The following is a 25,531-nucleotide window of genomic DNA, read 5'->3' as shown; positions in this document are numbered from 1 at the left end:
ATCGAAGCTATTTGGAGCGCGAATAATTTCTTCGGCGTCTTAGCCAACCAAACCAGCCTCCAAGCATGATCATCCCTGCGCCAAGTGCGCCACCACTACTGCCATTGTCCTCAAAGCCAGATGTGTTGGTATCTTCTGGTTCAAAGCCGGAATCACCTTCACTATGATAATCTTCTGTGCTTGCTAAGAGGGCATTGTAACGAGTCTTCACTCCCGAACTGGTTTGGGCTTCAATCCATGTTGTGTAATTTAGAACCTCAGTAAACACACTCGGAATCGCAGCGGATTCACAAACAGAAGAACCATAGCTTACAATACCGATTTGTTGATACATTCCGTTATTGTCTTGATAGGTGAGAGGGCCACCAGAGTCACCGCTACAAATACCGGTATAACTGCGCTCAGGAAACCCATTGGCACATAAGCTTTCTTGAGCATTAAACCCCGTCACTAAAGAAGCACATTGCGCATCAGTGAGTGGTTTTACTTCCGCCCATCGCAGATAATTTGGTCCATTTTCATCATCGGTCGAGGTTTGCCCTAAACCGAATATCTGATAAACCGATTTGCTGCTGTAATCACCAAAATCTTGCGGCAACGTAATGGATTGAACGTTGTCGGTGATCGGGTGGGTAAGTTCAAGTACGGCGATATCATTAATCCATAAATCACTAGGCTCGTAATTTGGATGAATGGTGATAGAGCGAACATCTTTGAATTCCTCAACAAACACATCGTTCATTGTCGGGTTTTTTACTAAGACTCGCAGATCATTGATTGTCCATCCATCAGAAAAAACACTCGGCTCTACACAATGAGCGGCGGTTAAAATGAAGCGGTCATTAACAATCGTGCCGCCACAGATGTTGGCAAATTGATTAGCGCCAGTTTTGTGTAGAATGAGTCGTGCGAAAAAGGGCAATTGATTTTGAGTGGCTTGTTGGCCGCCTATGATTGCCGTTGAGATGCCTTGCTCTGAATGAGCGTCTTCACTTTCAGCGACTGCACTCATGGGTACTGTGAGGCAGAGTACGCTTAACCATATTTGATACCGCTTCATAAACCATCCTTGGATGAAAAGTGCTCTTTCTAACTTTATACTAATTTTTCAATGAATGTGCTTAACAAAAGGTTTCTTTAATTGAATGATTGTTGCAACCACGAGCGCAGCAGATGAAACGATTCCAACTTTAGCTTGTGTGGCGGGCATACAAAGTAAAGCTGTTGATGAGGATTAATTACGGGTTCGCCCAGCTCGATTAACTGGCCATATTTGATGTCATCTTTCACAAACAAGCGATGAGTGACCAATAACCCCAAACGACGAGTTGTGGCCTGGACGGCTTGTATCGACATATTAAAAGTGATTGGTTTTTTGCTTTTAGGTCGCAGGATGCCAGTCGCATTCTGCCACACGTTCCAGTCATTTTTTCTTCGTTCGTTAGTGACTTCAATGATGGGATACTGCTTTAACAGTTGAGCGATATTTGAGTCATTCGTCTTAGCTATCAATTCAGGGCTACACACCAAAACCAGTTCATCTTCACTGAGCTTTTCACAGTAATAATCTTGCCATTCCTCGGTGTTTCCATGCACGAGTGCTGCGTCGATGCCTTCTTGTTCTAGATTAAACCTGCCAGACAGGTTGGATAAACGAACGTCTAATTGCGGAGCAAAGTCCTGCAAACTCGACATTCGCGGAATCCACCAATGCAGCGCCAAGGAATTCACCATATTAAGCGTAATACGTTGCAAGTTTTGGTCTTGGATTAGCGCTTCTGTGGCATCGACAATTTGTTCTAAAGCTGGCGCAACTTTTCGATAATATTTTTTACCGTCAGCATTAAGTTGAACTTGTCTGCCTACGCGATCAAACAGAGGTTTGTTGACCTGAGTCTCCAGTGATTTTATCGCCTGACTCACCGCCGAATGACTCACACTTAATATCTGCGCTGCTTCTGTCATGCTGCCAGATTCCGCCACAGCGACAAATGCATAGATGGATTTTAGAGGGACTAATTTACGCATATTTTAGAAACCATAACATGATGAGAGATAAGTTGACCTGTAAGTTTTTCTTACATTAATGGTTAATATTACTCGCTATTTACAATAAGTGATATCTCATAAAATACTCCATATATTAAGGAGTATCGAATGAATGCAGTAAATAAATCTATTCTTTTCATGCTGATGTCTACGTTAAGCTTATCTGTTACTGGGTTGTTAGCAAAGCAGTTGACAGGTGAACTTTCCGTCACACTGTTTAGTTTCTTACGCTTTTTGGCTCCTGCACTTATTTTGCTTGTCTTACTTCGTTTCAAAAATCTTACCTTTCCTAAAGCTGGGACGTTAAAATCGATTTTGCTTCGCGCCTTCTGTATCGGCTTATCACAGTTGTGTTTCATCGCGTCACTACAAACGTTAACGCTGGTAGAAGGGGTGGTATTGTTTGCCACTGGCCCATTATTTATTCCTTTGGTTGAAAAGCTGTTTATGGGAGGCCACATTCGCGTTTCAACATTGGCGGCTTTAGCAATGGCGTTTACTGGAGTGGTTATGTTGGCGGGAGTTGGTGGGGAGTTTACTTGGCGCTCGGATTTATTACTCGGTCTAGCTGGTGGACTCTTCAATTCCGGCTCTCAGCTTACGCTATATAAAGTGAGTAAAACTGATATGTCGCCATTAGAAATCAACTTTTGGGCGTTTGGGTTTGCTGCCGTATTTCTGTTACCGCTAACGTTGTTTAACGACATCGATGTTTTCCTCAAAGCCAATGTGATGGAATCTACGGTTTCTTCTAATATGCTGTGGCTCGGTGTGATGTCCCTGATGATCATTAACACCCAAGTTTTCCGCTCCAAAGCGTATCAATTGGCAAGCAGCGGCTCTCAACTTGCACCACTTATTTTTACTAACCTACTGTTCACCGCGGTTTGGCAGAGTGCGTTTTTCGATGACCGAATGAGTCAAAGCCAAATTATCGGGATGAGTTTAATCGTGCTCGCAACCATACTGAACACATGTTGGGTTCGCTTTACGGCGCATCGTGGTGGTAGGTTACAAGCGAGAACTTCTTAGCCTGTCGGAAAATAGAGGATTAAGTAAGGCAAATCAGAGGTGAGGTTTGATTTTTTCTGACAATGAACTAGCGTCAAGAAAGGTTCAGGGAGAGAAATAATGCTTACGCTAAATTATTACGTTGAGATTTCAGCTACACCGCAACGGGTGTGGGAAGTGCTAACCGATGCTGAGTTATACAAACGCTGGGCACAGGCTTTCTCACCCCAGTCTCAATTTGATGGGATATGGGAAGAAGGGCAAGACATCACTTTTTTTGATCCCGATATGGGCGGAACGCGAGCGACTATCGATATCGTGCAACCGCAACAGCGTCTTGAATTTCATCACATTGCCATTTTTAATCCGGATAATAGGCAGCAATTGGATGGGGATTTAGCATCTAAGTGGATTGGATCACGAGAGATCTATCAGATCGACACCAATAGTGATCGTTTGTTACTCAATGTCACCATTCATACGCACAGCGACTTTGTTTCTATGTTTAATCACGGATGGGAAAAAGCGTTGCCCCTAATAAAAGCCATCAGTGAGGAGCAAGCTTAAGTCTGATACTCATCTTGGGCTGACGGTACGTCACGTGTAGGTATACAATAGCACGCAAGATAGCGCACCTAAGAGAGTGGATGATGGAATTTAAAGTTGATACCCATACACATACGTACGCCAGTGGTCATGCGTACAGCACCTTGATTGAAAATGCAAAATTGGCGAAAGAGAACGGCTTGGATATGTTCTGTACGACTGATCACGCGGAATCAATGCCGGGCGCGCCGCATTACTGGTTTTTCTCCAACCAAAAAATCCTGCCTCGATTTTTAGACGGTATCGCGATCATTCGGGGTGTGGAATCCAACATTCTTAATACCGAAGGCGACATCGATATTCCGCTGAGTGTCGATCGTAACCTAGATTGGGTTATTGCAAGTTTCCATGAACCTGTTTTTCGTCCTGCAAACAAAGAAACTCATACGGAAGCGCTCATTAATGTGATTCAAAACGGTCGTATTGATGCGCTTGGCCATCTTGGGAATCCAAATTTCGACTTTGATTTTCAGGCCGTTTTAGCGTGCGCGAAAGAGTATAATGTTGCGATTGAAATCAATAACACCACGCTAAAAGGGAATAGCCGAGTGGGTAGCGTAGACCGTTGCCACGAGATTGCACAAATCGGTAAAGATCTCGGTGTCTTCTTCACAACAGGAAGTGATGCACATTTCTGCCATGATGTTGGTAATCTGGATTTGGTTGGAGAGCTAATGGATAAAGTGGGTATCGATAGCAAAAAAGTGATTACTCACACCGCCCAGCAGTTTTTGTCTTTCTTAGCTCTGAGAGGCCGTAAGCCAATTCCAGAGTATGACGACATTCGCAACGCATAAACTTGATTACATTTTAGGTATGCACCTGGCGTAAGATTGCTTTACACTGCGACCCGGAAATACTCAACTAAGCTAGTTTGTCGCCTTTTATGGCGTGGGTTATTTGGGTAAATAAAGCCGACACAGAATTCGGCACTATAAATGGAGAAGTGAAAATGTTACGTCCTTTAGTCCTAGGGTGTGCGATTGCGTTTGGCTCAACATACGCAATGGCAGAAGCGGTTGATTTAAAACAAAACATGAAGCAGATGAAGATGGAATTCAAACAGGCGGCAGAAGCGTCGGATGTTGAAACCATGAAGTCTGCAATTGATAGCTTGCAAGCAATCGTCGAGCAATCTAAGCGCGGTAACTATCCACCAGAGAAATTCGATACCTACTTAGAAGGCTTTAATAAACTAACGGTAACGTTAGACAAGATTGAAGCAGACTTAGACGCTGGTAACCTGCAAGACGCGAAAGCACAATTACGTGAAATTGATAGCCTACGTGAAGAATACCATGACAAGCGTAACCCAAGTATTTGGAGTAAGCTGTTCGGCTAATCGCGATAAAAGCTGACAATAGAATATGAAAATAGCCTGCCGTTTTGGTGGGCTTTTTTGTGTCTGTCAATTGCGTTATTGAAGAAAAGCTGTGAGGTGGCAACCACTTATTGATCCTGTTTTTGAGCTAGCACTCAGAATTAGTTACGCTGAATTAAATTTGTTAAGTCACCGTTATGCGTAGATTAATTCCTTTTTATCGCTCCATGCTATTTGCTAGTGCTCTAAGTTGGGTGCTAGTGACCCTGATGCCTGTTATCAATGCTCATGGTAACAGCATGGGTGTGTGGGCGACGCTATGTACGCTTAACGGTTTTGAATTGGTTCAAATCGAAGAAAGTGACAATGCCGTCAGCCATAAAGGCAAACCTTGTCCTTTTAGCCACTTCTCGACCTTTCATCATGATTCACTTCCAACTACACCAATACTTCCACAACTGAGCTTGGTCATTTCTGAAAGCTACACTTTTTTGGCTCTAAGTGTACGATTTGAAACGCCAGTTCCTCGTGCCCCACCAAAGTTAGCGTTGATAAACTTCTAGCGGCAAGCCATCTGGATCTTTGAAAAAGGTAAACGCTTTGCCTGTAAATTCATCGATGCGAATGGGCTCTACCTCAATTTCTCTCGTCTCTAAATATTCTTTAACATGCTCGACATCATCCACTTGAAAAGCAAGGTGGCGTAACCCCTGAGCTTCAGGAAAGCTCGGTCTCTCTGGTGCGTCCGGAAAGCTAAACAATTCAACTTGGCTGCCGTCAGGTAAAGCGAGGTCAAGCTTGTAGGAGTCTCTGGCTTCACGGTAATTTTCAGCAATGACTTTTAGCCCTAACAATTCGGTGTAAAAGCGTTTTGACCTTGGATAATCACTGCAAATGATCGCGACGTGATGAATGGCATTAAACATGGTTAACCTCTTCAAACATGGCTAGTATCCTCAAGCATGGTTAGCGTCCTCGGAGACTAAATGCTCCTTAACGAAGTCGATAAACACGCGCAGACGAGCAGGCATGTATTTGGTTTGCGCATACTGCATCGCGATAGCGCCGTGGTAGTTACTCTTGATCATCCAATCCGGCAATACTTCCACCACTTCTCCTTGCTCTAACGCGTCTTTGATCACGAAGTCATGGAAGATCCCAATTCCCAAGCCAGACTTAACCCCGTTCAAGCGCATTTGAGAGTGGTTGACGGCGTAGCGTCCACTCACGGCAATGGAATGAAAGGCTTCCTCTTTAAAGAATGACCAGATGTTGTCTTTGTCGTTCTCGGCAAGGTAAATACAGTCGTGTTGCTCAAGCTCGGTTGGGTGCTCAGGCATACCGTGTTTGGCAAGGTAATCTGGAGAGGCACACAAAACAAGATTGGTCTTGCTGATCTCTTTGAGTACCAGATTCTCATCGGGTTTGTCGGTGAGCTTAAATGCTACGTCGATACCTTGGCGAAAAAGATCAATCTCACCATCAGCAGCACGTAGCTTGAGCTGAATGTTTGGGTAGCGATCTAGGAATGGCAACACAAATGGTTGAAGCACCGAGTTAAGAAACGCTTCGGGCGCAGCCACTGTGAGTGCACCCGTGGGCTCGGCATGATCTTCAGCCGATAATTCAACCGCTTGCTGCGCCGCATTCACCATGGCGATGCTTTGGTCGTAAACCTTTTGCCCGGCTTGAGTGATGATCAACTTGCGAGTCGTTCGCTCGAACAGTTTCACTGAGAGGGCTTGTTCTAACCGTGTGATCAACTTACTTAAAGCCGATGGCGTCACGCCAAGCTGTTTGGCTGCAGCGGTAAAACTGCCCTCGTTTACCACTAAGATAAACGAAGCAAGATCAGGAAGTAGGGCAATGAGTTTTGGATTAACCATAATTGTTCAGTTCTGCGCAGCGGAATAACGATATTGTCTGGTACGGTTTCACGAGGTTCAAGTGTCACCGTCTCGCTTTAACGATATTTTGCCAAAAATGCATTGAGTGCAGGCAAGCCAGGTTCACCAGTATGGTGTTGCTGCCAGCAGTGATAAATGGCCGTTTCGTGGTCTGCAATCAACTCGATAGCTTCTCGCTCAGCGGTTGAATACTGCTGTGAAGCTTTCACTTCTTCATGCCACTCTCGATATTTGACCTCATAAGGTTCTACCCACTTCAGAAGAGTCGCCACCAACTCTTGCCATGGTAAACCAATCCACTTGGTTGCATCTGCCAAGCCTTTATCAAACATCTCTTGGTGTCGGCTTTCGATATTCATGCCATTTGTCAGCAGTACAGGTTTGAGCTTTTCTGCGGTTAGCTCTTCCACTTCAATCAAGGTTTTCCACAGTGTTTGTTGTTCACTTTGGGTGTAATGGCTCAAGTAGTGGTTGAAAAAAGAGATGCCGTAAATTTCGCCATAGTAGGCAGACAGAACGTTATGAATCATGGTGAGAATCGTGATTTAAACAGGGAATACTGCATTTTAGGAGGGGAAAGCGCGAAGTGTAAATAGCTGATTAAGAGTAAAAAAGTGCTGCTGACAGAATTCGTACAGAACTTGTGAGAATTTTATGAGAATTCGATGAAGTTGCTGATAGATTTGCTCGTCATTCTTAGAGGCAAGAACGCAAAACGTTCGAAACGTAATGCTTAACCTACTCAAGTCACGAACAAAGAAGTAAAGCCGTACACATGGGCTTGGGTAGTTCAACCCTCATTAAAGGATGGAATCACAATGAAAAAACGTACCCAACTCGGACTCGTCATGACTTCAGTCGCTATGGCGCTAGGCTCTGCATCAGTGAATGCGGCGGAATTGGAAATCACCGTGACAAACGCAACCAAAGGCATCTACTTTACGCCTCTTATTGTTGCCGCACATGGTTCTGAGCTTCAAATGTTCAGAACGGGTCAAGCAGCAACGCCAGAACTAGAAGCAATGGCAGAAGGCGGTGATATCTCTGGTCTTGCTAGTGTGATTGGTAACGCAGGTGGTGCGGTGGTTGAGAATCCTGCTGGTGGCATTTTGAATCCGGGTGTTGCAACCACCTTCACCTTGGACAGTGGCGACCACGGTTATCTTTCTTTGAGCGCGATGCTGCTGCCAACCAATGACGGTTTCGTCGGTCTAGATAGCTGGAAGATTCCAACGGAAGCGGGTACATACCGAGCAACGCTAAGAAGTTACGATGCTGGTACAGAAGCGAACGATGAGCTTGCGTCTAGCATGCCAAACCCACCTTTCATTACCTTTGGTACTGGCGGCACAGGCGTTGAAGCAACGGTAACTAACGATAAAGTCCACGTGCATCCGGGTAACCTTGGTGATAGCGACCCAACTGGCGGCATCAGTGACCTAGACAGCAGCAGCCATCGTTGGTTAAACCCAGTCGCAACCATCACAATCGTTGTGAAGTAAGGGGGATGTATGAAAGTCAGAATCTTACTAGTAGCAGCTTCAGTCGGCTTGCTCGCCGGTTGTCCAAGCGATGATGATAACGATGTAGTTAAGTCGTATCGCTACACCGTCAACGTCGCTAATCTAACCGCGAACCAACCTATGTCTCCGCTCGCAGTGCTCACTCATAACGGTGACTACCAACTGTTTGAAATTGGACAAGCCGCATCTGTTGAACTTGAGCACCTTGCCGAAGGCGGTAGTAACGCTGAGCTGATTGAGTTGATGAACAGCAATGACAGTGTTTACCAAGGTATTTCGGGCAATGGATTGGTGTTGCCGGGTGCATCGGACGAAGTCACCATCACGGTTGACCCAAGTCGTTACGGTTACTTGTCTGTGGCGTCTATGTTCGTGAATACCAACGATGCCTTTGTTGGCGAAACGGGGCTATCGCTCAAATCGCTCGCAGTGGGTGAAAGCTATGAAATGAGCATGAACGTTTGGGATTCTGGCACGGAACTGAACGATGAACTTGCCGCAACCATTCCGGGCCCAGCAGGTGGCGGTGAGGGCTTCAATGCCGCTCGTAATGACAGCAGTGACGTTGTTGCATTCCATGCCGGTGTTGTTAGCCACGATGATGGATTAGCAAACTCAGCACTTTCTGCGAACCATCGTTTCTTGAATCCAGGTGCGAAAGTCACCATCACTCGAGTCGAGTAACACAGGCTCCGATGACGTCTCCTTTCCAAAGCGCTTGTAGCCGAGCGCTTTATCCCTCATGGCGTCATCGGAACCTTTTTTGAAAGAATTTCTAATTTGTTCCGGTCATCTGCAAAGTGAGGATACTCGAAGGCAAGGAAAGGACCATGGAACAACAGGCAATCAATTTAGTCGCGAACATCTTGTTGGTGGAAGATGACGATGATTTGGCAGAACTGGTTCAGATGCATCTCAAGTTTCAAGGACACCAAGTGTCGCGAGCCACAAATGTCGCCGATGCTAAAACGCAATACCAACAACAACCCTTTGATTTATTGATCCTTGACCGAGGTTTACCAGACGGCGATGGCCTAGACATCTGCCATTATTTGCGTCAGCAACAAGATTGGAATCCAGTGCTCATGCTGACAGCCAGAGACGGTGAAATGGACAAGGTTGACGGTTTAGAAGCGGGCGTTGATGACTACATCACTAAGCCATTTAGCGTATTAGAATTCCAAGCACGAGTGCGAAACGTGCTGCGCCGAGTCAGTCAAACCGCAGAGGCCAAAGTAGCAAATGAAGTCCTCGACGAAGCGATGGATTTTGGTCCGCTAAGAATCATTCCGGAGTTGCACCAAGTATCCCTAAACGACAAGGATGTCACTCTTACCGCGACAGAGTTTACTTTGCTGCAGTTTCTCGCGACTCGTCCGGGCAGAGTCTACAGTAAAGATGAATTGCTCGATCACGTATGGAACACCAGTCACTCTGGTTATCACCACACGGTGTGTAGCACCATTAACCGTTTACGCAGCAAATTGTCTTTGTCTGATTCAGATCATCACTTCATCCAAACCGTGTGGGGCGTTGGGTATAAGTTTCAACCAAGACACTAATGCAAAAAAGCAAGTCAAAACATCAAGCCAAGACAGTAAGTCGGCAGTTGTTTTCACCGTCATTTTTCAATCATCACGGGTGTTTCAAAAACACCGCTGTTTAAGGAGGCGATAGGATGAGCTTCAAATCTCGCTTAGTGGTATTTACCAGCTTGTGGTTCTGCCTCGCGGCGGTGGTGATTGCACTGACTTACAATTGGCAAAAAGAAACCATTGAGTTACGCACTAAGCAAAGCCTGCACAAAGAGCTAGCCAGCCACATGCGCGATGATAATCCGCTGATGATTGGTACGGATTACAACCCTAAAGCGCTCAAGTCGATCTTTCATACCCTTATGCTGATCGGCCCTGATTTTGAAATCTATTTCCTCGATAGCCAAGGCAATATCACCACCCATGCTGCGCCAGATGGGGCAAAGCTTATGGACTCGGTGGATCTGAACCCCATTCAGCAATTCTTAAACAACGAACCGCTTCCCATCTTAGGCGAAGATCCTCGTAATCGCGGTGAACACAAAGTGTTTTCTGTTGCGGCGATAGAGGAATTAGGCTCTACGGTCGGTTATCTCTATGTGGTGATTGGCAGTACCCGACATGACGCCATTGCTAATGCGCAAGTCGATACCCCTTACATCGCGCTGGCAGGATTGGTCTTAGTGTCCATTTTAGGCTTTGCTCTAGGGGCTTATGTGCTGGTGAAACGTAGCCTATTGAACCCGATTGAGCGCGTGACCAAGCAACTTCAACAGCAAGCCGAACATGATTTTCACCTGCAACCTGACTTTACTCACCAAGTGCCGGAACTCGTGCCGATTGCGCACTCTTATCAGATGATGGCGAAGCACATTCAGCAGCAGTTTTTACAGTTGGAGTATCAGTCTTCTCATCGTCGTCAGAGCTTGTTGCAGCTCAGTCATGATTTAAAAACGCCGTTATCGAGCGTGCTTGGCTATCTAGAAACGTGGCGTTTGCAACATCCGGAATCCGATCCTTTGATTGAGGTCGCTTTCCGAAATTGTGAGAAGCTCTCAACTCAATTGCATGCTTTATTAGACGCCGCGCGTAAAGAGGAACCAATGCCAAACTACGAATACCGCCCCATAGATCTTGGCGCGTTGATGGCAGAATGTGCCGAGACGATGCAGAGCCAGTTTTCTCGTAAAGAAGTGGTGTTGAAAGTGGATATCGATAGCGAGATTCAAACTGTGGGTGATAAAGGACTCTTAGAGCGGTTGGTATTGAACCTGCTTGAAAATGCGTTGCGCCACAGCCCAATCGGCTCGGAAGTGCATTGCCAAGCGCATTTGAGTGAGGATAAGTCGCGAATCCTGTTCACTTTTGTCAACCGAATTGATAAAGATGCCGTCGGTGGCGCATTAGGAATTGGTACAAAGATAGTGCAGTCAATTTTAATGTTGCACCACAGCTACTTAGAGACGTGTGAGACGGACACTGAGTATCAACAAAAATTCGCACTTCTCGCTGCCTGAGGAGAAGCGCGAATTTGGCTTATCGAATGACTACTTAATAACGCCACATACAACGCGCGCACCGCCGCCGCCTAATTTAGCAGGATGGTCGGAATGATTGTCACCACCAGCATGAATCATTAATGCTCGGCCTTTTAAATCTGATAATTTTAGGCGAGGCGCGACAACGGGCTGATTAGCATTACCATCCATGTCCACGTAGAGTGGAGGCAGGTCGCCTAAATGATTGTCATCGGTCCAAGGGTAGCCATGTTTCCCTGTGTTGCTGGGGTCATAGTGACCACCTGCTGCACCGCCAAGGACGGTTTTGCCATTCTTCTCCGCGCTATCGCACGATGGATTAGTGTGAACATGGAAACCGTGCACCCCTGATGACAAACCTGATAACTGAGGCATAAATACCACGCCATAGTCACTTTGTGAAATCTCAATGGTGCCAGCGCTCTTCTTGCTGTTGAGATCGTTCATCGCGACAGTCTGCGCAAGTACGTTAGGTGCGGCTACGAGAGTGGCAGCAACTGAAATGCATAGCAATCCTTTTAACATGGGACTTCCTTCTTTTTGGTTGTACGCTCAAGCACATATTAGTGAAAACTTCTCTTCCTTATGTCTGTTGAGCGGTGGGTTTATGTCAGAGAGTGATGTGTCTCACTCTATGGTCTTAAACTGGTATCTATCTGCGAAACCAGCTCTCCATTATTAAGACTTAACATATTGAGTTTGTTCAGATATAAAAAGAATAGACGTCAATCAAAAAATAGCCTGAATATTTTTAAATTAACGCAAAGTTAAATTTTTAATGACTTTATAACAAAGCTCATAATTGTTTTATAAAGAAGTTGTCGGAATTGTCTTCTATAAAAAATAATCAATTTAATGAATATTTTAATGTGAATATGGTTGTTTATAGGTTTGTGGTCAAACTGTTGCTTATATCATCAAATAAGATAAAAAATTGGAACTAAAGTCACTTAATGGCAGAGGAAAAAATTAAACTCTGGTTTTAATGGGTAATAATGTTTTAGTAACAGATAGTTACGCACTTAAAATTAATAATATGGCTAATTTCCGACAAGGATTGAAAAAGATGAAAGACAAGGAATCTATTCAGACTAATAGCAGCCGCCGTAATTTTCTGAAAGGCGCAACAGGAGCTGTTGTTGCTGGTGTGAGTGCTTCCGCTTTCTCGGGCGCAGTTCAAGCACGAGAACAGAAAATTGATTGGAGCAGCCGCGGGCTAGGTAGAAAACACGATAAGCGCTTTTGGCGTAAAGTGCAACGACAGTTCGTTTTGGATAAACGTACGACTTACATGAACATTGGCACAACGGGTTCTATGCCAAGACAAGTTCTTCAAGATTACGAGCATAACAACAAGTTGGTGGCTAAGTATCCTTGGGATATGAAGGGCAAATTTGGCTCTTGGCCTTATGTCTCTGAGATGGTTCAAGAAGTAGCGCCTGGCTTTGGTGCTAACCCAGAAGAAATCATTCTCAGCCGCAATACTACTGATGGTCTATGTTCGATCATTAACGGCTTACACTTTGAACCAGGCGATGTGATTCTAACGACGCACCATGAGCATATGGCTGCAACATCACCGATGAACGTCGCAAAACATCGTTTTGGCGTCGATGTTGTTGAAATTCAACTACCAGTATTTACCGGTACTGAAGACGTTTCTGAACAAGATTACATCCAAGCTTTCCGCGACGCGCTTGATGCGCATCAAAACGTTCGCCTCATCATGTTCTCTCATATCACCTATAAAACGGGAACGGCGTTACCAGCCAAAGCCATTTGTGCTTTAGCGAAAGAATATGGTGTGCCTACGCTTGTAGATGGAGCGCATACTGTCGGTATGTTTGACCTCGATTTCCATGATATGGACTGTGATTTCTATGCAGGTTCTGGTCACAAATGGCAGTGTGGTCCTGGCGCAACCGGTATTTTGTACGTACGTGATAACGCCAATCGCTTGAATGAGTATTGGAGTGATCGTGAAAACCCGTTGTGGTTGATCAACTCTTCACTTTCTCATGCGGATTACTTAGGCAAGCAGTTACAGATGCAGTACATCGGGAACGACAACTATCCTGCGAAACAAGCGTTAGTTGATAGCTGCAAAATGTGGGATGAGATTGGTCGTGACCGCATTGAGGAACGTGTTCTAAGTCTTGGTAGTTTGTGTAAAACCTTACTACAAGAGTACTTGCCACAAGCCCAAATGTACTCGCCAAACGTGGAAGGTTTAACGAGTGGCTTAACCACAGTTAACCCATTCTCTGATGTGACGAATGAAGACATATTGACTGAATTCAGAGATCGTCTGCGTGAAGAATATGGCTATATCATTCGAACAACCAGCTTTAAGCTGCATAAAGATGATGACTTTGATACTTACGCACTCCGTATCTCCACGCACTTGTTCCATGACGAGCAGGATGTTGAAGGGCTCGTGGTGGCGATGACGAATTTGTATTACTCGTCGTTCTAACATCGTTGTTTATCACTCAAGCGCCCATGATTGGGCGCTTTGTGAAAGGTAAGGATATTATTATGTCAGTCAAAACATTCAAAAGAACTTTAGCGGCGATGGCGCTTATGGCGGCCTCTGTTATGTCCTCTTCCGCTTGGTCAGACGACTTACAACAGATCCGTGATCGCGGAGTGTTGCGCCATATTGGTGTGCCGTACGCTAACTTCGTTTCTTATATTGAACAAGGTGAAGTGGAAACCTTGACTGGCTTAGATGTAGAGATAGTCAAAGGCTTTGCCAAGTCGTTGGGCGTTAAGTACCAATATGTTCCAGCTCAGTGGAGCGATATGGTCGGTAAGCTGACGGGCCAAGATGTTCAATACCATAATAAGCAAGCCGTCGTGGGAGAAAGTGTTCCAATCGAGGGGGACTTGATCGCAAATGGCGTTACCATTCTTGACTGGCGTTCTGAAGTTTTAGACTTTTCACAAGATTACTTCCCGTCGGGCGTTTGGTTAGTTTCCAGAACAGATTCCACGCTGAGTCCGATTAAACCCAGTGGTTCGGTTGATGAAGATGTAAAAACCGTCAAGCAGCTTATTCATGGTCGCGAAGTGTTAGCGTTGGAGCACTCTTGCTTGGACCCTAACCTTTATGACTTATATGACACGGGCGCAAAAGTCATACTGCCTGATGGGGCTCGTCTTCTTAATGAGATGGTGCCAGCGATAATGAAAAATGATGCGGAAAGCACATTACTAGACGTCGCCGATACGTTAATTGCATTAGAAAAATGGCCAGGTGAAATAAAAGTCATTGGTCCAGTATCCGAAAATCAGAAAATGGCTGTTGCATTCCGTAAAAACTCGCCGGAATTACGCAAAGCATTTGATCGTTATTTAGATTCAATAAAGAAAGATGGAACCTACGAAAAATTAGTAAAAAAATACTATCCATCTATTTACTACTTTTATAACGATTACTTCATAGAAGATAGTAAGAAAACCCGATGAAAAAGGCCGTTAAAAAAATATCCAGTAAAAAATTTATTGCAATAAGCGCAATATTAGTCTCTATTTATTTAGCTATGCTTATTGTTGTGACAAGTTTGGGGCAAAATAAATTAAAAGAATCCCAACATAGGGAACTTGGTTTAAAAGTAAAAAGTTACGCAAGCACACTCGATAATTTATTTACCATTGCTAGTGAAGATGTTGATAACTTATCTACAGATAAAACAGTACAAACATTCTTTGCTAATTTAGCCTCTGGCATGTCAATGGAGTACGGATTAGGAGCGAGTTTAATTAACTTGAAGCGTCGTTTCGATGAAAAGATAGATGGTAAGTTAATTAATAGCAGCCAAATCTATAAAAAGCTCACACTGGTAGGCAGTGATGGCACAACGATTGTCACGACGGGCTCTGAAGACAACATAGAGCAGAAGATGGATATCCAAACCTTAATGACTCAACATGGGCATCCCGAAGAGGTTTGTGCAACTCGATATAACGACGACGTGCGTATTCAAGTCATTAAGCAAGTCAAGTTCTCTGGAAAGCCAGTTGCCTTTCTAATTGCAGATCTCAATAAAAACATTGTTATTGATCAGCTCACTAATCAAGAGCACGAAGACAGTTATAGCCGGCTGGTGCTCAAAATAAAAGACGTTGAGATGGTCGTATGGGATACAATAAATAAAACGTCTTCTCATAATAAAGATGAGAATTATTTAATATCTGAAGCCGTTGATGGAAAAATATATTTTGAAGTGCCTGTTGAAAAACATCACTTCAAACTTATGGCTTGGTTTGAGCCTTTGAGTGAGCGAGATATTTTCACATCACGGATCTTCATTCTCGGTTTGAGTATTCTTGCTGTTATGGTTGTTATTGCGCTGTGTTATGCGTTCATCACAAATAATAATAGAATTGAATTGAAAATTAAACTTGAAGAAGAGAAAAAGCGAAAAGACATTCTTTCTCAACAGAACCGAAAACTAACTAACGAAATTGAACGCCGAAAAGCGTCTGAAAAAGAACTCGCCTTCCAAGCTAAATACGATACGTTGACTAACTTGCCTAATCGCAGCTACGGTTCTGAGAGACTGGCTTTGGAGTTGATTAGAGCGTCACGTAGTGGTTCAAAAGTATTGGTCATGTTTATTGATTTAGACCACTTTAAGCAGATTAACGATTCAATGGGTCACTTTGTTGGGGACGAGATCCTTAAACTTAGTGCTCAACGACTTCATCAAGTTGCGAGAAAAACAGACTTACTGGCGAGAATTGGTGGGGATGAGTTTTTATTAGTGATTCCTGACTTGCCTGATAATGACACCGCGAAGCGCGTTGCTTCAAGCGTGCTTTCGGCGTTTAACGATCCATTTGTATGGAACAATCATGAATTCTTCTTGAGTAGCAGCGTCGGAATGTCCGTATTTCCGGATGATGGAGATAATGCCGAGCAGCTCCTCGCCTGTGCTGACATGGCGATGTATCGCGTGAAGCAAGATGGACGCGATGCCTTCTGCTTTTATAACCACAATATGAACCAAGACTTGCAACGCTATTTGGATTTGGAAAATCGACTAAGAAATGCCATCTCTAGTCAATTACTAGAGTTGTATTATCAACCTATTATTGAGCTAAGCAGTGGTAAAATTGTTGGCGCAGAAGCGTTAATGCGTTGGAATGATGAGAAGTACGGATTCGTAAATCCTGAAGAGTTTATCTCTATTGCTGAGAAAAATGGCTTGATTCATCAAATTGGTGAATTCGCTATCCAGCAAGCGTGCCGCCAAGCGGCGCAATGGCAAAATCTGACGCCGCTGTTTGTTTCTGTGAATTTCTCCAGTGTTCAATTTAGGTATTGTGATCGCTTACTTGCGTTTATTAAGAAGAGCCTTGAGGAGTCTGGTCTTCCATCAGATAAGTTCGATATTGAGGTGACAGAGAGCCTTCTCTTTAACCACGACTCAGAGCTATTAGACATGCTCAATAACTTAAGAGCGTTAGGCACTAAGCTTACCATCGATGACTTTGGTACTGGCTATTCTGCGTTGAGTTACTTACAGAAATTCCCGTTCGATCGCCTTAAGATTGATCGCAGCTTTATGCAAAATATGTTCGAGAACGACTCCGATCGTGAGCTCGTCAACGTGATCATTGCAATGGCGAAAGCGCTGAACCTTAAGATTGTTGCTGAAGGCATTGAAGAACAGCGTCATGTCGATTATCTAAAAGACTTAAACTGTGAGTTCGGGCAAGGTTTCCACTATAGCCGCCCGTTACCAGCTAAGGACTTTGAAGCACTACTTAAACAACCAACTGGGCTATAACTCCTTTTATTACAATATTATAGGAAAGCATTAATTGAATTTGTGCCTTGGATTCATTAATGCTTTTCCACCTTAAGGGATAATCCTTCTTCCTTCCTTGAATTACACTACAATTAATTGATGAGTGATAGCCCGTGATGCCCGTCACATAAAGGCTCAACCTAATTCTAAACGAGTAAATACTCGCCAAAATAACCAGGAAGGAATTTCAAATGTCTTCTGCATTCTACCAACAGATTCAGCAGCAAATTGAAGAAGTGAAGGCTGAAGGTCTTTACAAATCAGAGCGCGTAATCACGTCTCAGCAGCAAGCGGCTGTTAAAATCTCTACCGGTGAAGAAGTATTAAACTTCTGTGCAAACAACTACCTTGGTCTTGCTAACCATCCTGCGCTAATTGAAGCGGGTAAAGCGGGTATGGACGAGCACGGCTTTGGTATGGCTTCAGTACGTTTCATCTGTGGTACTCAAGACATCCACAAAGAGCTTGAGCAGAAGTTGTCTAAGTTCCTAGGTAAAGAAGATACGATTCTTTACACCTCTTGCTTCGATGCAAACGCAGGTCTGTTTGAAACCATTCTCGGTAAAGAAGACGCAATTATTTCAGACGCACTAAACCACGCGTCAATCATCGACGGTGTTCGTCTATGTAAAGCAATGCGCTTCCGTTACTCAAACAACAACATGGAAGAGCTAGAGCAACAACTGATTGCTGCGAAAGAAGCAGGCGCACGCCACATTCTTATCGTTACTGACGGTGTGTTCTCAATGGATGGTGTAGTGGCGAACCTTCCGGCTATTTGTGATCTAGCTGAAAAATACGGCGCACTGACCATGGTTGATGACTCTCACGCGGTTGGCTTCATGGGTAAAACGGGTGCAGGTACGCACGAATACCATAACGTGGTTGACCGTATCGACATCATTACAGGTACGCTAGGTAAAGCAATGGGTGGCGCTTCAGGCGGTTACACGTCTGGTAAAGCGGAAGTGATCGACTGGTTACGTCAGCGTTCTCGTCCATACCTATTCTCTAACTCTGTTGCACCAGCAATCGTAAGCGCTTCTATCCGAGTTCTAGATCTACTAGAAGAGAGCGGTGACCTACGTGACCGTCTATGGGAAAACGCAGCACACTTCCGCGCACGTATGGAAGCTGCTGGTTTCACAATGGGCGGCGCTGACCATGCGATCATTCCAATCATGCTAGGTGATGCGAAAGTGGCAGCAGAATTTGCTGAGCGAGCACTAGAGAAAGGCATCTACGTAATCGGCTTCTCATTCCCTGTGGTACCAAAGGGCCAAGCGCGTATCCGTACTCAAATGTCAGCAGCGCATTCTCGTGAGCAGCTAGATCGTGCAATTGATGCGTTCATCGAAGTTGGTAAGGACATGGGTCTTATTTAAGACTCTAGGTCCTAGATAATAGGGCCTTTAATGAAGGTTACATTATGAAAATTAAAGCATTATCAAAGCTAAAGCCTGAAGAAGGCATCTGGATGACTGAGGTTGATAAACCTGAAGTTGGCCATAACGATATTCTGATCAAAATTAAGAAAACCGCTATCTGTGGTACGGACGTACACATCTACAACTGGGACGAATGGTCACAAAAGACAATTCCAGTGCCTATGGTTGTCGGTCACGAATACGTGGGTGAAGTGGTTGCGATTGGTCAGGAAGTTCGTGGCTTTGACATTGGTGACCGCGTATCTGGTGAAGGTCACATCACTTGTGGTCACTGCCGTAACTGTCGTGGCGGTCGTACTCACTTGTGTCGCAACACGATCGGTGTGGGTGTAAACCGTGAAGGCGCATTTGCAGAATACCTAGTGATTCCTGCATTTAACGCGTTTAAGATCCCTGACGAGATTTCTGACGATCTAGCATCGATCTTCGACCCGTTCGGTAACGCGGTACACACTGCGCTTTCTTTCGATCTAGTCGGTGAAGACGTGCTCATCACTGGTGCTGGCCCAATCGGCATCATGGCCGCCGCAGTTGCGAAACACGTCGGCGCTCGTCATGTGGTTATCACAGACGTAAACGAGTACCGTTTAGAGCTAGCTCGTAAAATGGGTGTAACACGCGCAGTAAATGTTGCTGAAGAGAAGCTTGAAGATGTAATGGCTGAACTAGGCATGACAGAAGGCTTTGACGTAGGCCTAGAAATGTCTGGTAACCCAGCGGCATTCAACTCAATGCTAACCACAATGAACCACGGTGGTCGTATTGCATTACTCGGTATTCCACCATCAGATATGGGCATTGATTGGAACCAAGTGATCTTCAAAGGCCTAGTTATCAAAGGCATCTATGGTCGTGAAATGTTCGAAACATGGTACAAGATGGCTTCACTGATTCAATCTGGTTTGGATCTATCACCAATTATTACGCACCACTACAAGATTGATGACTTCCAAGAAGGCTTCGATGTCATGCGTTCAGGCATGTCTGGCAAAGTTATCCTTGATTGGGAATAATCTGCTCAAATAAGAAAGCGCTCCGAAAGGGGCGTTTTTTTTCGTTTTTTAAACGCTTAGATTTTTTATTATTTAGCTCACACCCTATCTCTTTTCGTTTCTAAAAGCTGTCTAATTCAGAAAAAACTGCCTTCTTCGTGTTTCAACGTATGCAGAATACACTAAAGACCTTTTATTTAATATGGTTAATTGGTGGTTTTATATTCCAACCTAAAAGAATATCTCGGTGTAAAGCTCTGCTTTTCTTTTGACAACTACAATGAACTGACTTCTTTTTATCTTTTTAATCTCGATATGCACTTTGTTTTATTTGTTGAGCTATAACTAATAATACAATCATCTGTATAGAGTTCACAGAGATAGAAATGGAGCTTCATATGAAAATTTTTTGTTTGATTATTCCCTTGTTATTTACAGTGTTGAGCTTACAAACGAGGGCAGAGACAATTAGCGGTACGATAGACGTTTCGATCAATTTAGTGGAAGGCTGTGTCATTAATGGCAACAATGCGGTGAACGGTTCCAGTAATATTGGTTTTGGCTCATTAAATTTTGGTGACGTTCCGGCCATTTTTACTGAGCAAGAAGCAGTCTTGACTGGGGAAGGTGGTACGGGGATCGAAATACTTTGCAGCAATGGAGTCACGCCTACTTTCTCTTTAGTCAGTGGTGCCAACGATCCCAGTTCGACGACAGGTAATCACGCAATGACCAACGGATCCGAGTTTGTGGATTACACTCTCTTCACTGATTCAGATCGTTCTACCCAGTTTACCTCGAGTAACCCTATAGCACTCTCTACATTTAATGGTGTTGATTCAGAGACCATTAATTTGTACGCCACGGCATACGGTACCAGCAGCGTCGCAGGAAATTATGTTGATACACTAAACGTAACTCTGAGTTGGTAAGTGAACTCTATATTACTCAAAGTATTTTTATTCACCGCGTGTGCTACTTTTCCCTATCCTATTTTTGCAGCGCAGAGTGAAACTTTCCAAGTGTCAGCGACCATTGATACGGGGTGTCTGATCAATGGTTCGCTGACAGAAGAGAGTAACACTCAAATTGGAACAATAGGAGAGTTAAACTTTGGTGAACATTCAGCTATTTATGCTGCGGAAGTCGAAGGCAGCATCACCTACAACGGTGGGCTTACGTTAAGTTGTACTCCAGGCATAGCCATGAATATTAAGATTGACGGTGGTTTGAACGCTTCGCTAGGGGTGCGCAAGCTGAAGCACACAGAAAAGTCGAGTACGGTGGATTATTTATTATTTGAAGATGCAGAACACTCTCAAGTATTAGACATTGATACCCCCTATTCTGTTGGAACTAATGAAGACCCTGACAACATTCAGGTGCCAATTTGGGCAAAGGCGATATTAAATGGAAATGAAATCGCTGGTATTTATACAGATACTCTTACCTTAACGCTTGAGTGGTAAGCGCTGTTTCGAAGAAATGATAACCTTCGGAGAAATTAAATGGATTTAATAATAAAAAGACTGGTTTTCGTCATTATTTTCTTATTAACGTTAACTTCACAGGCCTATGCTAATTCTCTCCTTATTTGGCCTATTTACCCTAAAATATCTTCTGAATCGAATGCGACATCAATTTGGATGGTTAATCAAGGCACTGAAGATTTTTATTTGCAGGTTCGTATTTTTCAGTGGGGGCAGAAGGATGGGCAGGATACATATGCGCAGCAACGACAACTGATAGCTACGCCTCCTTTTGTGAAAATTGCACCTGGTGCCAAGCAACTTATTCGTATATTAAATCAAGATGGAGCGCTTTCGAATAAAGAGTACGCATATCGTATTATCATCGATGAACTCCCGCCAGCTAAAGGGCCTCAAGATGAAAATAAAGAAAATGATCTGGCAGTAAAAGTGAGAATGAGATATTCCATACCATTGTTTATGTACGGTAAAGGGATGAAAAGACAATCCCAAGGAACAAATGAAGTTTGGAGCGGACTACAGGCAAAGATTATAAAGAGTAAAGATAAGAACCTTATTCATATAGAAAACACCAGTAATCACTATGTCAGATTAGTCAACCTAGCAGTGACCGCGCCAAACCAATCGCCTTTTATCGTTTCGAAAGGGTTAGCAGGGTATATATTACCTGAGCAATATAAAACGTGGCCTATTTCTTACTCCAATATGAAAAATATAAAAGTAAAGGCGGATATTGAAGGTAAGCGTTACGTTATTCCACTCGAACAAAATGAATAAGATTTTATATCTATCTTGTTTATTTACCAGTATGACGCCTGGCGTGGGTTGGTGCGACAACGTAGTGACCCATTTATCGCAGTTACCTAGTCCTGAAAACTTTTCTTATGAGAACTTTGAAAATATTCATTTGTCGTTAGAACTAGTAATTAATCAACGACCGACTGGTTTAATCGCGGATGTTGAACGTAAAGGCGAGCGTTACTTCGTGTATAGAGACGATTTACTGTCTGCTGGCGTGGTCGCGGATATATTACCTGGGACGCAAGAGAAGTTAGACATAACATTAATATCGGGTGTAGAGGTCGATTATTTGCAATCGTCACTGCAATTATCAATCACAGTGCCTCCGAATTGGTTGCCGATGCAACGCTTTTCTGCGCAGAACAGGAGGCGTTTTTCCCCCGCTAAATTCGGAACTGGTGGGTTATTTAATTACAGTATGTTTGGTGTTTATGATCACGAAAGTAGTCAAAAAGAAGTATCTATTAACCACGAATTGAGAGCCTTTTCTGAATTCGGCGTACTTTCTACGACGGGAATATTTAAATCTAACCTTCATCGAGACGTTCAAGCGCAACAAAGTAATAAATATACACGCTTCGACACGCGGTACGAATATGTTGATCAAAGTCGTCGATTACGCTTTGAAGTAGGGGATTACATTGTGAGGCCCCTTGCGTGGAGTCAACCAGTTCGAATGGCTGGTATTCAACTGTCACATGACTTCTCTATGCGTCCAGATGTGGTTACCGCCCCTTTACCTGCATTTTATGGCGAAGTAACTGCTCCCACGACGTTAGATTTATTTGTAAACGGATTAAAAACCGATTCAATGTTTGTGGGGCCGGGACCGTTTGTTATTAATGATATTCCAATGGTATCGGGAGCTGGTGAAGCGACAGTGATTGCAACGGATGCCCAGGGAAGGCGGACTGCAATGACCAGTCCATTTTTCCTTTCAGCTAACTTGCTAAAGGCTAACTATACCTCTTACAACGCCAGTTTTGGTACTTTACGCCGAAACTATGGCAACGCGTCAAATGACTATGGCGATGGTGCTTTTGTCGCAGCTGCGAGGCACGGAATGACAAACTGGCTAACGTTGGAGGCACAAACCGAAGCGAAAGATGACTTGATTGTTGCGGGAGTCGGTTTTGTTACCAACCTATTCAATATGGGAACGATTGATGGGGCGGTAAGGTTTAGCAATTATGAGCAGAGAGCGAGTTCCTATTCAGTTGGTTATAGTTATCAATCTCGAATGTTTAGCTTTGCCGCTCGTACCCAAGTTGAGAGCGAGGGATTTTACACGCTCTCCCAAACACCAGAGAGCTTGAGAAGTGATGACACTAACGAGCGAGAGAATTTATCTCGGCATGTCTCTCAGATAAATGTTGGCGCCCGGCTGAATGAGTGGGGTTCGTTATCAGGGGGATACTTTGATGTTCAGCAAACCGACTCTCGATCGAGAATACTTAATGTAACTTACAGCCGCTCGCTTCCGTTCGATATCAACATGTCATTATCGTTTAATCGGAGCATAGGTGGAGAGGCCGTTACGCTAGCACAATTCTCATTACCTTTGAGTGCCTTCTCTGGTAGCGCGGGATTAACCATGAAGCGTGAAAGCGATGGTCATATTGGTGGCCGTGCTAGTGTTAGTCGACTTGCGCCGATTCGAGGTGGTTGGGGAATCAACTTAGCGCATGATATTAATGAAAAGCCTGACAATAGAAAGCAGGCCGATGTTACTTACCGAGCCTCTTGGGCGGAGTTCCGAGCGGGCTTAAATGGGACGAGTGGTAATTACGATTATTTTGCCGAAATGTCGGGTTCGGTTGCGTCACTCGATGGTGAAATATTCCCTGCAAATAATGTGTATGATAGTTTCGCTGTTGTCAGTACTAGCGGTTTTGAAGGTGTGCCCGTCAAATATGAGAATCAAGTTGTTGGATTGACTGATGATGACGGTTACTTACTTGTGCCTTGGGCAATGGCATATTACACCGCAAAATATGAAATTGATCCGCTTAGATTACCAGCCAATGCTTTTTTCCCAACAACAGAACAATACGCGTCGATACATTCTGGGTATGGCTATTTGCTCGAGTTCCCAATAGCTTTGCAAGTTGCGTTAAGCATGGAGGTTGTTGATGAAAATGAAGCCTACTTGCCGTTAGGAACTTATGGTCAATCAGATACTGGAGTGGTTGGGCAAATTGGTTGGGATGGAGTAACGTATTTTGAGGGGCGTAATGTAGGTGAGTACATTATCTTTTACCCCGAAGGCTTTCCACCATGTAAAGTGTTTATAACGGGACTCTATCAAACACGGAGCGAGAAGATACAGACATTAGGTAAACAAGTCTGCACGAAAGAGCAAAAAGCAGAGGTGCAATTATGAGTCGGTATTCTCGTTATCTTTGGTTTTTTCTTCTTTTTATGTCGTCCGGTAACATGGCTTGTGAGCTCACTGCGCCGACGCCTTTGATTCAATTTGGAAGCGTTTCCTCGTTTACCGTTTCAACTATTCAGCAACAGAGCTCAGCCCAGCCTCACGCAGGGATAACGTGTGACTTTTCTACACTTGTTTCTTTGTTGAGTGGCGATTATGTGTCTGCAACGTTTAACAGCGCTAACGATGGGCGGTTGCTTAATGCGGCGGATATCAGTTCGGAACTTAGCTATCAGATTTTTGGAGACCCAAGCCTTTCGCAAGAGTACATTTTTGGCCAAACTTACAATTTTTTTGAAATTGGGCTGCTCGATTTACTAGGTTTATTTGGCACTCAAGCTGAATTTCCGCTTTATGCCCGGACAGGAGCTGGTAGTAATCTCTCAGCAGGGACTTATCGAGACCAAATTACGGTGTCTTGGATTTGGAATTATTGCTCAGGAATTGGAGTTGGAGGCGTATGTCTTGGGCGAGAAACAGGCAATGCACAAAGCTTGATTACGGTAGAGTTGGAAGTGACTCCCGATTGTATGATCACGGCACCAGATATTAATTTTGGTTCATCACCGTTGGTGGCAGGTTTTGACCCTGTCAGTCAGGTTATATCATTAACCTGTACCAAGAACAGTGCTTTTACCATTGGTTTAAACGACGGTGTGAATGCCTCCGGAGGCCAACGACGGATGGCATCTGGCGGTAACTATTTGGAGTATGAAATCTATAAATCCTCATCGACGGAGCGGTGGGGGGGGACTGGTTCTGAACGTCGTGAACAGAGCGATGTGGATACGGGTGACACCATTCCCGATGGCATCACTCCGCAGAACTTCAATTATCGCGCAGAGATAATAACAAGCCAAACCACCCCACCAGCTGGCACTTATACCGACTCGATAATCGTTGATGTTCAATTTTGAGCATCATATCAATTGCATAACTAGAGGCATCTATTCCAAAAAACTTTTGTAATCATAGTTTTCACTCTATTCCCGCTTAATTCTGTGCGATTAGTATGGTTTTGTTTTCACAACATTTAACTTGAAGGAATAAGGAAAAC

The 25,531-nt window shown here is 44.1% G+C and carries 25 protein-coding genes; 19 read left to right on the top strand and 6 right to left on the bottom strand.

What is annotated here, in order from left to right:
• Positions 1-7: 7 nt before the first annotated feature.
• Both FR741_RS22515 and FR741_RS22510 read right to left on the bottom strand, forming a co-directional pair.
• Complete coding sequence (locus FR741_RS22515) at positions 8-1,012, bottom strand: S1 family peptidase (protein WP_395185959.1); 1,005 nt, start codon at positions 1,010-1,012, stop codon at positions 8-10.
• Positions 1,013-1,137: 125 nt separating this feature from the next.
• Positions 1,138-2,028 (bottom strand): LysR substrate-binding domain-containing protein, encoded by an 891-nt coding sequence (locus FR741_RS22510; protein ID WP_046875754.1) that lies wholly within the window; start codon positions 2,026-2,028, stop codon positions 1,138-1,140.
• A gap of 129 nt (positions 2,029-2,157) precedes the next feature.
• On the opposite strand from FR741_RS22510, the gene FR741_RS22505 reads away from it, so the two are divergent.
• The 5 genes from FR741_RS22505 to FR741_RS22485 all read left to right on the top strand — a co-directional run bounded on the left by FR741_RS22505 (position 2,158) and on the right by FR741_RS22485 (position 5,550).
• Positions 2,158-3,081, top strand: coding sequence for a DMT family transporter (locus FR741_RS22505; RefSeq protein ID WP_167427766.1), 924 nt, complete (start codon positions 2,158-2,160; stop codon positions 3,079-3,081).
• Positions 3,082-3,180: 99 nt separating this feature from the next.
• Positions 3,181-3,627: an SRPBCC family protein gene (locus tag FR741_RS22500; RefSeq protein WP_005394850.1), complete on the top strand. Its 447-nt coding sequence runs from the start codon at positions 3,181-3,183 to the stop codon at positions 3,625-3,627.
• Positions 3,628-3,710: 83 nt separating this feature from the next.
• Positions 3,711-4,463 carry a phosphatase gene (locus tag FR741_RS22495; RefSeq protein ID WP_167427875.1) on the top strand — a complete coding sequence of 251 codons (753 nt, stop codon included), beginning with the start codon at positions 3,711-3,713 and terminating at the stop codon, positions 4,461-4,463.
• 155 nt (positions 4,464-4,618) lie between these two features.
• Entirely contained in the window at positions 4,619-5,008 is a 390-nt protein-coding gene (locus tag FR741_RS22490) for a cytochrome b562 (RefSeq protein WP_005394852.1), read from the top strand.
• 176 nt (positions 5,009-5,184) lie between these two features.
• Entirely contained in the window at positions 5,185-5,550 is a 366-nt protein-coding gene (locus FR741_RS22485; protein WP_080619260.1) for a hypothetical protein, read from the top strand.
• Here the strand turns inward: FR741_RS22485 and gloA2 are convergent.
• The 3 genes from gloA2 to FR741_RS22470 form a co-directional block, all read right to left on the bottom strand.
• On the bottom strand, positions 5,530-5,913 hold the full coding sequence (gloA2, locus tag FR741_RS22480) for an SMU1112c/YaeR family gloxylase I-like metalloprotein (RefSeq protein ID WP_048625392.1): 384 nt from the start codon (positions 5,911-5,913) through the stop codon (positions 5,530-5,532). The genes FR741_RS22485 and gloA2 overlap by 21 nt on opposite strands.
• Before the next feature lie 30 nt (positions 5,914-5,943).
• Positions 5,944-6,873, bottom strand: a complete 930-nt coding sequence (locus FR741_RS22475; RefSeq protein WP_167427765.1) for a LysR family transcriptional regulator — start codon at positions 6,871-6,873, stop codon at positions 5,944-5,946.
• Between the two features lie 77 nt (positions 6,874-6,950).
• A complete protein-coding gene (locus tag FR741_RS22470) occupies positions 6,951-7,424 on the bottom strand; it encodes a hypothetical protein (RefSeq protein ID WP_167427764.1) in 474 nt (157 codons plus the stop codon).
• 288 nt (positions 7,425-7,712) lie between these two features.
• Here FR741_RS22470 and FR741_RS22465 point away from each other — a divergent pair, with 288 nt between their 5' ends.
• The 4 genes from FR741_RS22465 to FR741_RS22450 all read left to right on the top strand — a co-directional run bounded on the left by FR741_RS22465 (position 7,713) and on the right by FR741_RS22450 (position 11,469).
• Positions 7,713-8,396 carry a spondin domain-containing protein gene (locus tag FR741_RS22465; RefSeq protein WP_085342552.1) on the top strand — a complete coding sequence of 228 codons (684 nt, stop codon included), beginning with the start codon at positions 7,713-7,715 and terminating at the stop codon, positions 8,394-8,396.
• 9 nt (positions 8,397-8,405) lie between these two features.
• Entirely contained in the window at positions 8,406-9,101 is a 696-nt protein-coding gene (locus tag FR741_RS22460) for a spondin domain-containing protein (RefSeq protein ID WP_114322784.1), read from the top strand.
• 146 nt (positions 9,102-9,247) lie between these two features.
• Positions 9,248-9,979, top strand: coding sequence for a response regulator transcription factor (locus FR741_RS22455; RefSeq protein ID WP_167427763.1), 732 nt, complete (start codon positions 9,248-9,250; stop codon positions 9,977-9,979).
• Positions 9,980-10,095: 116 nt separating this feature from the next.
• Complete coding sequence (locus FR741_RS22450) at positions 10,096-11,469, top strand: sensor histidine kinase (RefSeq protein WP_167427762.1); 1,374 nt, start codon at positions 10,096-10,098, stop codon at positions 11,467-11,469.
• Positions 11,470-11,499: 30 nt separating this feature from the next.
• Here the strand turns inward: FR741_RS22450 and FR741_RS22445 are convergent, their stop codons facing one another.
• The gene (locus FR741_RS22445) at positions 11,500-12,015 is read right to left on the bottom strand and encodes a superoxide dismutase family protein (RefSeq protein ID WP_167427761.1); all 516 of its coding nucleotides are present in this window, start codon (positions 12,013-12,015) and stop codon (positions 11,500-11,502) included.
• A gap of 541 nt (positions 12,016-12,556) precedes the next feature.
• On the opposite strand from FR741_RS22445, the gene FR741_RS22440 reads away from it, so the two are divergent.
• The 10 genes from FR741_RS22440 to FR741_RS22395 all read left to right on the top strand — a co-directional run bounded on the left by FR741_RS22440 (position 12,557) and on the right by FR741_RS22395 (position 25,391).
• Positions 12,557-13,966, top strand: coding sequence for an aminotransferase class V-fold PLP-dependent enzyme (locus FR741_RS22440; RefSeq protein ID WP_006741963.1), 1,410 nt, complete (start codon positions 12,557-12,559; stop codon positions 13,964-13,966).
• 62 nt (positions 13,967-14,028) lie between these two features.
• On the top strand, positions 14,029-14,961 hold the full coding sequence (locus FR741_RS22435) for a transporter substrate-binding domain-containing protein (protein ID WP_005394865.1): 933 nt from the start codon (positions 14,029-14,031) through the stop codon (positions 14,959-14,961).
• On the top strand, positions 14,958-17,288 hold the full coding sequence (locus FR741_RS22430) for a putative bifunctional diguanylate cyclase/phosphodiesterase (protein WP_167427760.1): 2,331 nt from the start codon (positions 14,958-14,960) through the stop codon (positions 17,286-17,288). The genes FR741_RS22435 and FR741_RS22430 overlap by 4 nt, the downstream gene beginning before the upstream one ends.
• Before the next feature lie 212 nt (positions 17,289-17,500).
• Positions 17,501-18,694, top strand: coding sequence for a glycine C-acetyltransferase (locus FR741_RS22425; RefSeq protein WP_005394869.1), 1,194 nt, complete (start codon positions 17,501-17,503; stop codon positions 18,692-18,694).
• Positions 18,695-18,738: 44 nt separating this feature from the next.
• On the top strand, positions 18,739-19,770 hold the full coding sequence (gene tdh / locus FR741_RS22420; RefSeq protein WP_167427759.1) for an L-threonine 3-dehydrogenase: 1,032 nt from the start codon (positions 18,739-18,741) through the stop codon (positions 19,768-19,770).
• A 377-nt stretch (positions 19,771-20,147) separates the two neighbouring features.
• Positions 20,148-20,681 (top strand): Csu type fimbrial protein, encoded by a 534-nt coding sequence (locus tag FR741_RS22415; protein ID WP_233059815.1) that lies wholly within the window; start codon positions 20,148-20,150, stop codon positions 20,679-20,681.
• Positions 20,682-21,218: a Csu type fimbrial protein gene (locus FR741_RS22410; protein WP_233059814.1), complete on the top strand. Its 537-nt coding sequence runs from the start codon at positions 20,682-20,684 to the stop codon at positions 21,216-21,218. It abuts the gene before it with no gap.
• Between the two features lie 39 nt (positions 21,219-21,257).
• The gene (locus tag FR741_RS22405) at positions 21,258-22,016 is read left to right on the top strand and encodes a fimbrial biogenesis chaperone (protein ID WP_167427758.1); all 759 of its coding nucleotides are present in this window, start codon (positions 21,258-21,260) and stop codon (positions 22,014-22,016) included.
• A complete protein-coding gene (locus tag FR741_RS22400; RefSeq protein WP_167427757.1) occupies positions 22,009-24,423 on the top strand; it encodes a fimbria/pilus outer membrane usher protein in 2,415 nt (804 codons plus the stop codon). The genes FR741_RS22405 and FR741_RS22400 overlap by 8 nt, the downstream gene beginning before the upstream one ends.
• Complete coding sequence (locus tag FR741_RS22395; protein WP_167427756.1) at positions 24,420-25,391, top strand: Csu type fimbrial protein; 972 nt, start codon at positions 24,420-24,422, stop codon at positions 25,389-25,391. The genes FR741_RS22400 and FR741_RS22395 overlap by 4 nt, the downstream gene beginning before the upstream one ends.
• Positions 25,392-25,531: the final 140 nt, after the last annotated feature.

This window comes from Vibrio diabolicus (assembly GCF_011801455.1).
In the GTDB taxonomy this organism is placed as follows: Bacteria; Pseudomonadota; Gammaproteobacteria; order Enterobacterales; family Vibrionaceae; genus Vibrio; species Vibrio diabolicus.
The sequence above is the reverse complement of the archived record's forward strand: the minus strand, read 5'-3'. Positions and strand labels throughout refer to the sequence as shown.

Excerpts from the sequence above, each read along its gene's own strand:
- tdh (WP_167427759.1), top strand. The coding sequence starts at position 18,739 with ATGAAAATTAAAGCATTATCAAAGCTAAAGCCTGAAGAAGGCATCTGG.
- FR741_RS22395 (WP_167427756.1), top strand. The coding sequence starts at position 24,420 with ATGAGTCGGTATTCTCGTTATCTTTGGTTTTTTCTTCTTTTTATGTCG.
- FR741_RS22475 (WP_167427765.1), bottom strand. The coding sequence starts at position 6,873 with ATGGTTAATCCAAAACTCATTGCCCTACTTCCTGATCTTGCTTCGTTT.
- FR741_RS22500 (WP_005394850.1), top strand. The coding sequence starts at position 3,181 with ATGCTTACGCTAAATTATTACGTTGAGATTTCAGCTACACCGCAACGG.
- FR741_RS22460 (WP_114322784.1), top strand. The coding sequence starts at position 8,406 with ATGAAAGTCAGAATCTTACTAGTAGCAGCTTCAGTCGGCTTGCTCGCC.
- FR741_RS22405 (WP_167427758.1), top strand. The coding sequence starts at position 21,258 with ATGGATTTAATAATAAAAAGACTGGTTTTCGTCATTATTTTCTTATTA.
- FR741_RS22470 (WP_167427764.1), bottom strand. The coding sequence starts at position 7,424 with ATGATTCATAACGTTCTGTCTGCCTACTATGGCGAAATTTACGGCATC.
- gloA2 (WP_048625392.1), bottom strand. The coding sequence starts at position 5,913 with ATGTTTAATGCCATTCATCACGTCGCGATCATTTGCAGTGATTATCCA.
- FR741_RS22435 (WP_005394865.1), top strand. The coding sequence starts at position 14,029 with ATGTCAGTCAAAACATTCAAAAGAACTTTAGCGGCGATGGCGCTTATG.
- FR741_RS22450 (WP_167427762.1), top strand. The coding sequence starts at position 10,096 with ATGAGCTTCAAATCTCGCTTAGTGGTATTTACCAGCTTGTGGTTCTGC.
- FR741_RS22485 (WP_080619260.1), top strand. The coding sequence starts at position 5,185 with ATGCGTAGATTAATTCCTTTTTATCGCTCCATGCTATTTGCTAGTGCT.
- FR741_RS22400 (WP_167427757.1), top strand. The coding sequence starts at position 22,009 with ATGAATAAGATTTTATATCTATCTTGTTTATTTACCAGTATGACGCCT.
- FR741_RS22515 (WP_395185959.1), bottom strand. The coding sequence starts at position 1,012 with ATGAGTGCAGTCGCTGAAAGTGAAGACGCTCATTCAGAGCAAGGCATC.
- FR741_RS22510 (WP_046875754.1), bottom strand. The coding sequence starts at position 2,028 with ATGCGTAAATTAGTCCCTCTAAAATCCATCTATGCATTTGTCGCTGTG.
- FR741_RS22490 (WP_005394852.1), top strand. The coding sequence starts at position 4,619 with ATGTTACGTCCTTTAGTCCTAGGGTGTGCGATTGCGTTTGGCTCAACA.
- FR741_RS22440 (WP_006741963.1), top strand. The coding sequence starts at position 12,557 with ATGAAAGACAAGGAATCTATTCAGACTAATAGCAGCCGCCGTAATTTT.
- FR741_RS22430 (WP_167427760.1), top strand. The coding sequence starts at position 14,958 with ATGAAAAAGGCCGTTAAAAAAATATCCAGTAAAAAATTTATTGCAATA.
- FR741_RS22425 (WP_005394869.1), top strand. The coding sequence starts at position 17,501 with ATGTCTTCTGCATTCTACCAACAGATTCAGCAGCAAATTGAAGAAGTG.
- FR741_RS22495 (WP_167427875.1), top strand. The coding sequence starts at position 3,711 with ATGGAATTTAAAGTTGATACCCATACACATACGTACGCCAGTGGTCAT.
- FR741_RS22455 (WP_167427763.1), top strand. The coding sequence starts at position 9,248 with ATGGAACAACAGGCAATCAATTTAGTCGCGAACATCTTGTTGGTGGAA.
- FR741_RS22445 (WP_167427761.1), bottom strand. The coding sequence starts at position 12,015 with ATGTTAAAAGGATTGCTATGCATTTCAGTTGCTGCCACTCTCGTAGCC.
- FR741_RS22415 (WP_233059815.1), top strand. The coding sequence starts at position 20,148 with ATGAAAATTTTTTGTTTGATTATTCCCTTGTTATTTACAGTGTTGAGC.
- FR741_RS22505 (WP_167427766.1), top strand. The coding sequence starts at position 2,158 with ATGAATGCAGTAAATAAATCTATTCTTTTCATGCTGATGTCTACGTTA.
- FR741_RS22465 (WP_085342552.1), top strand. The coding sequence starts at position 7,713 with ATGAAAAAACGTACCCAACTCGGACTCGTCATGACTTCAGTCGCTATG.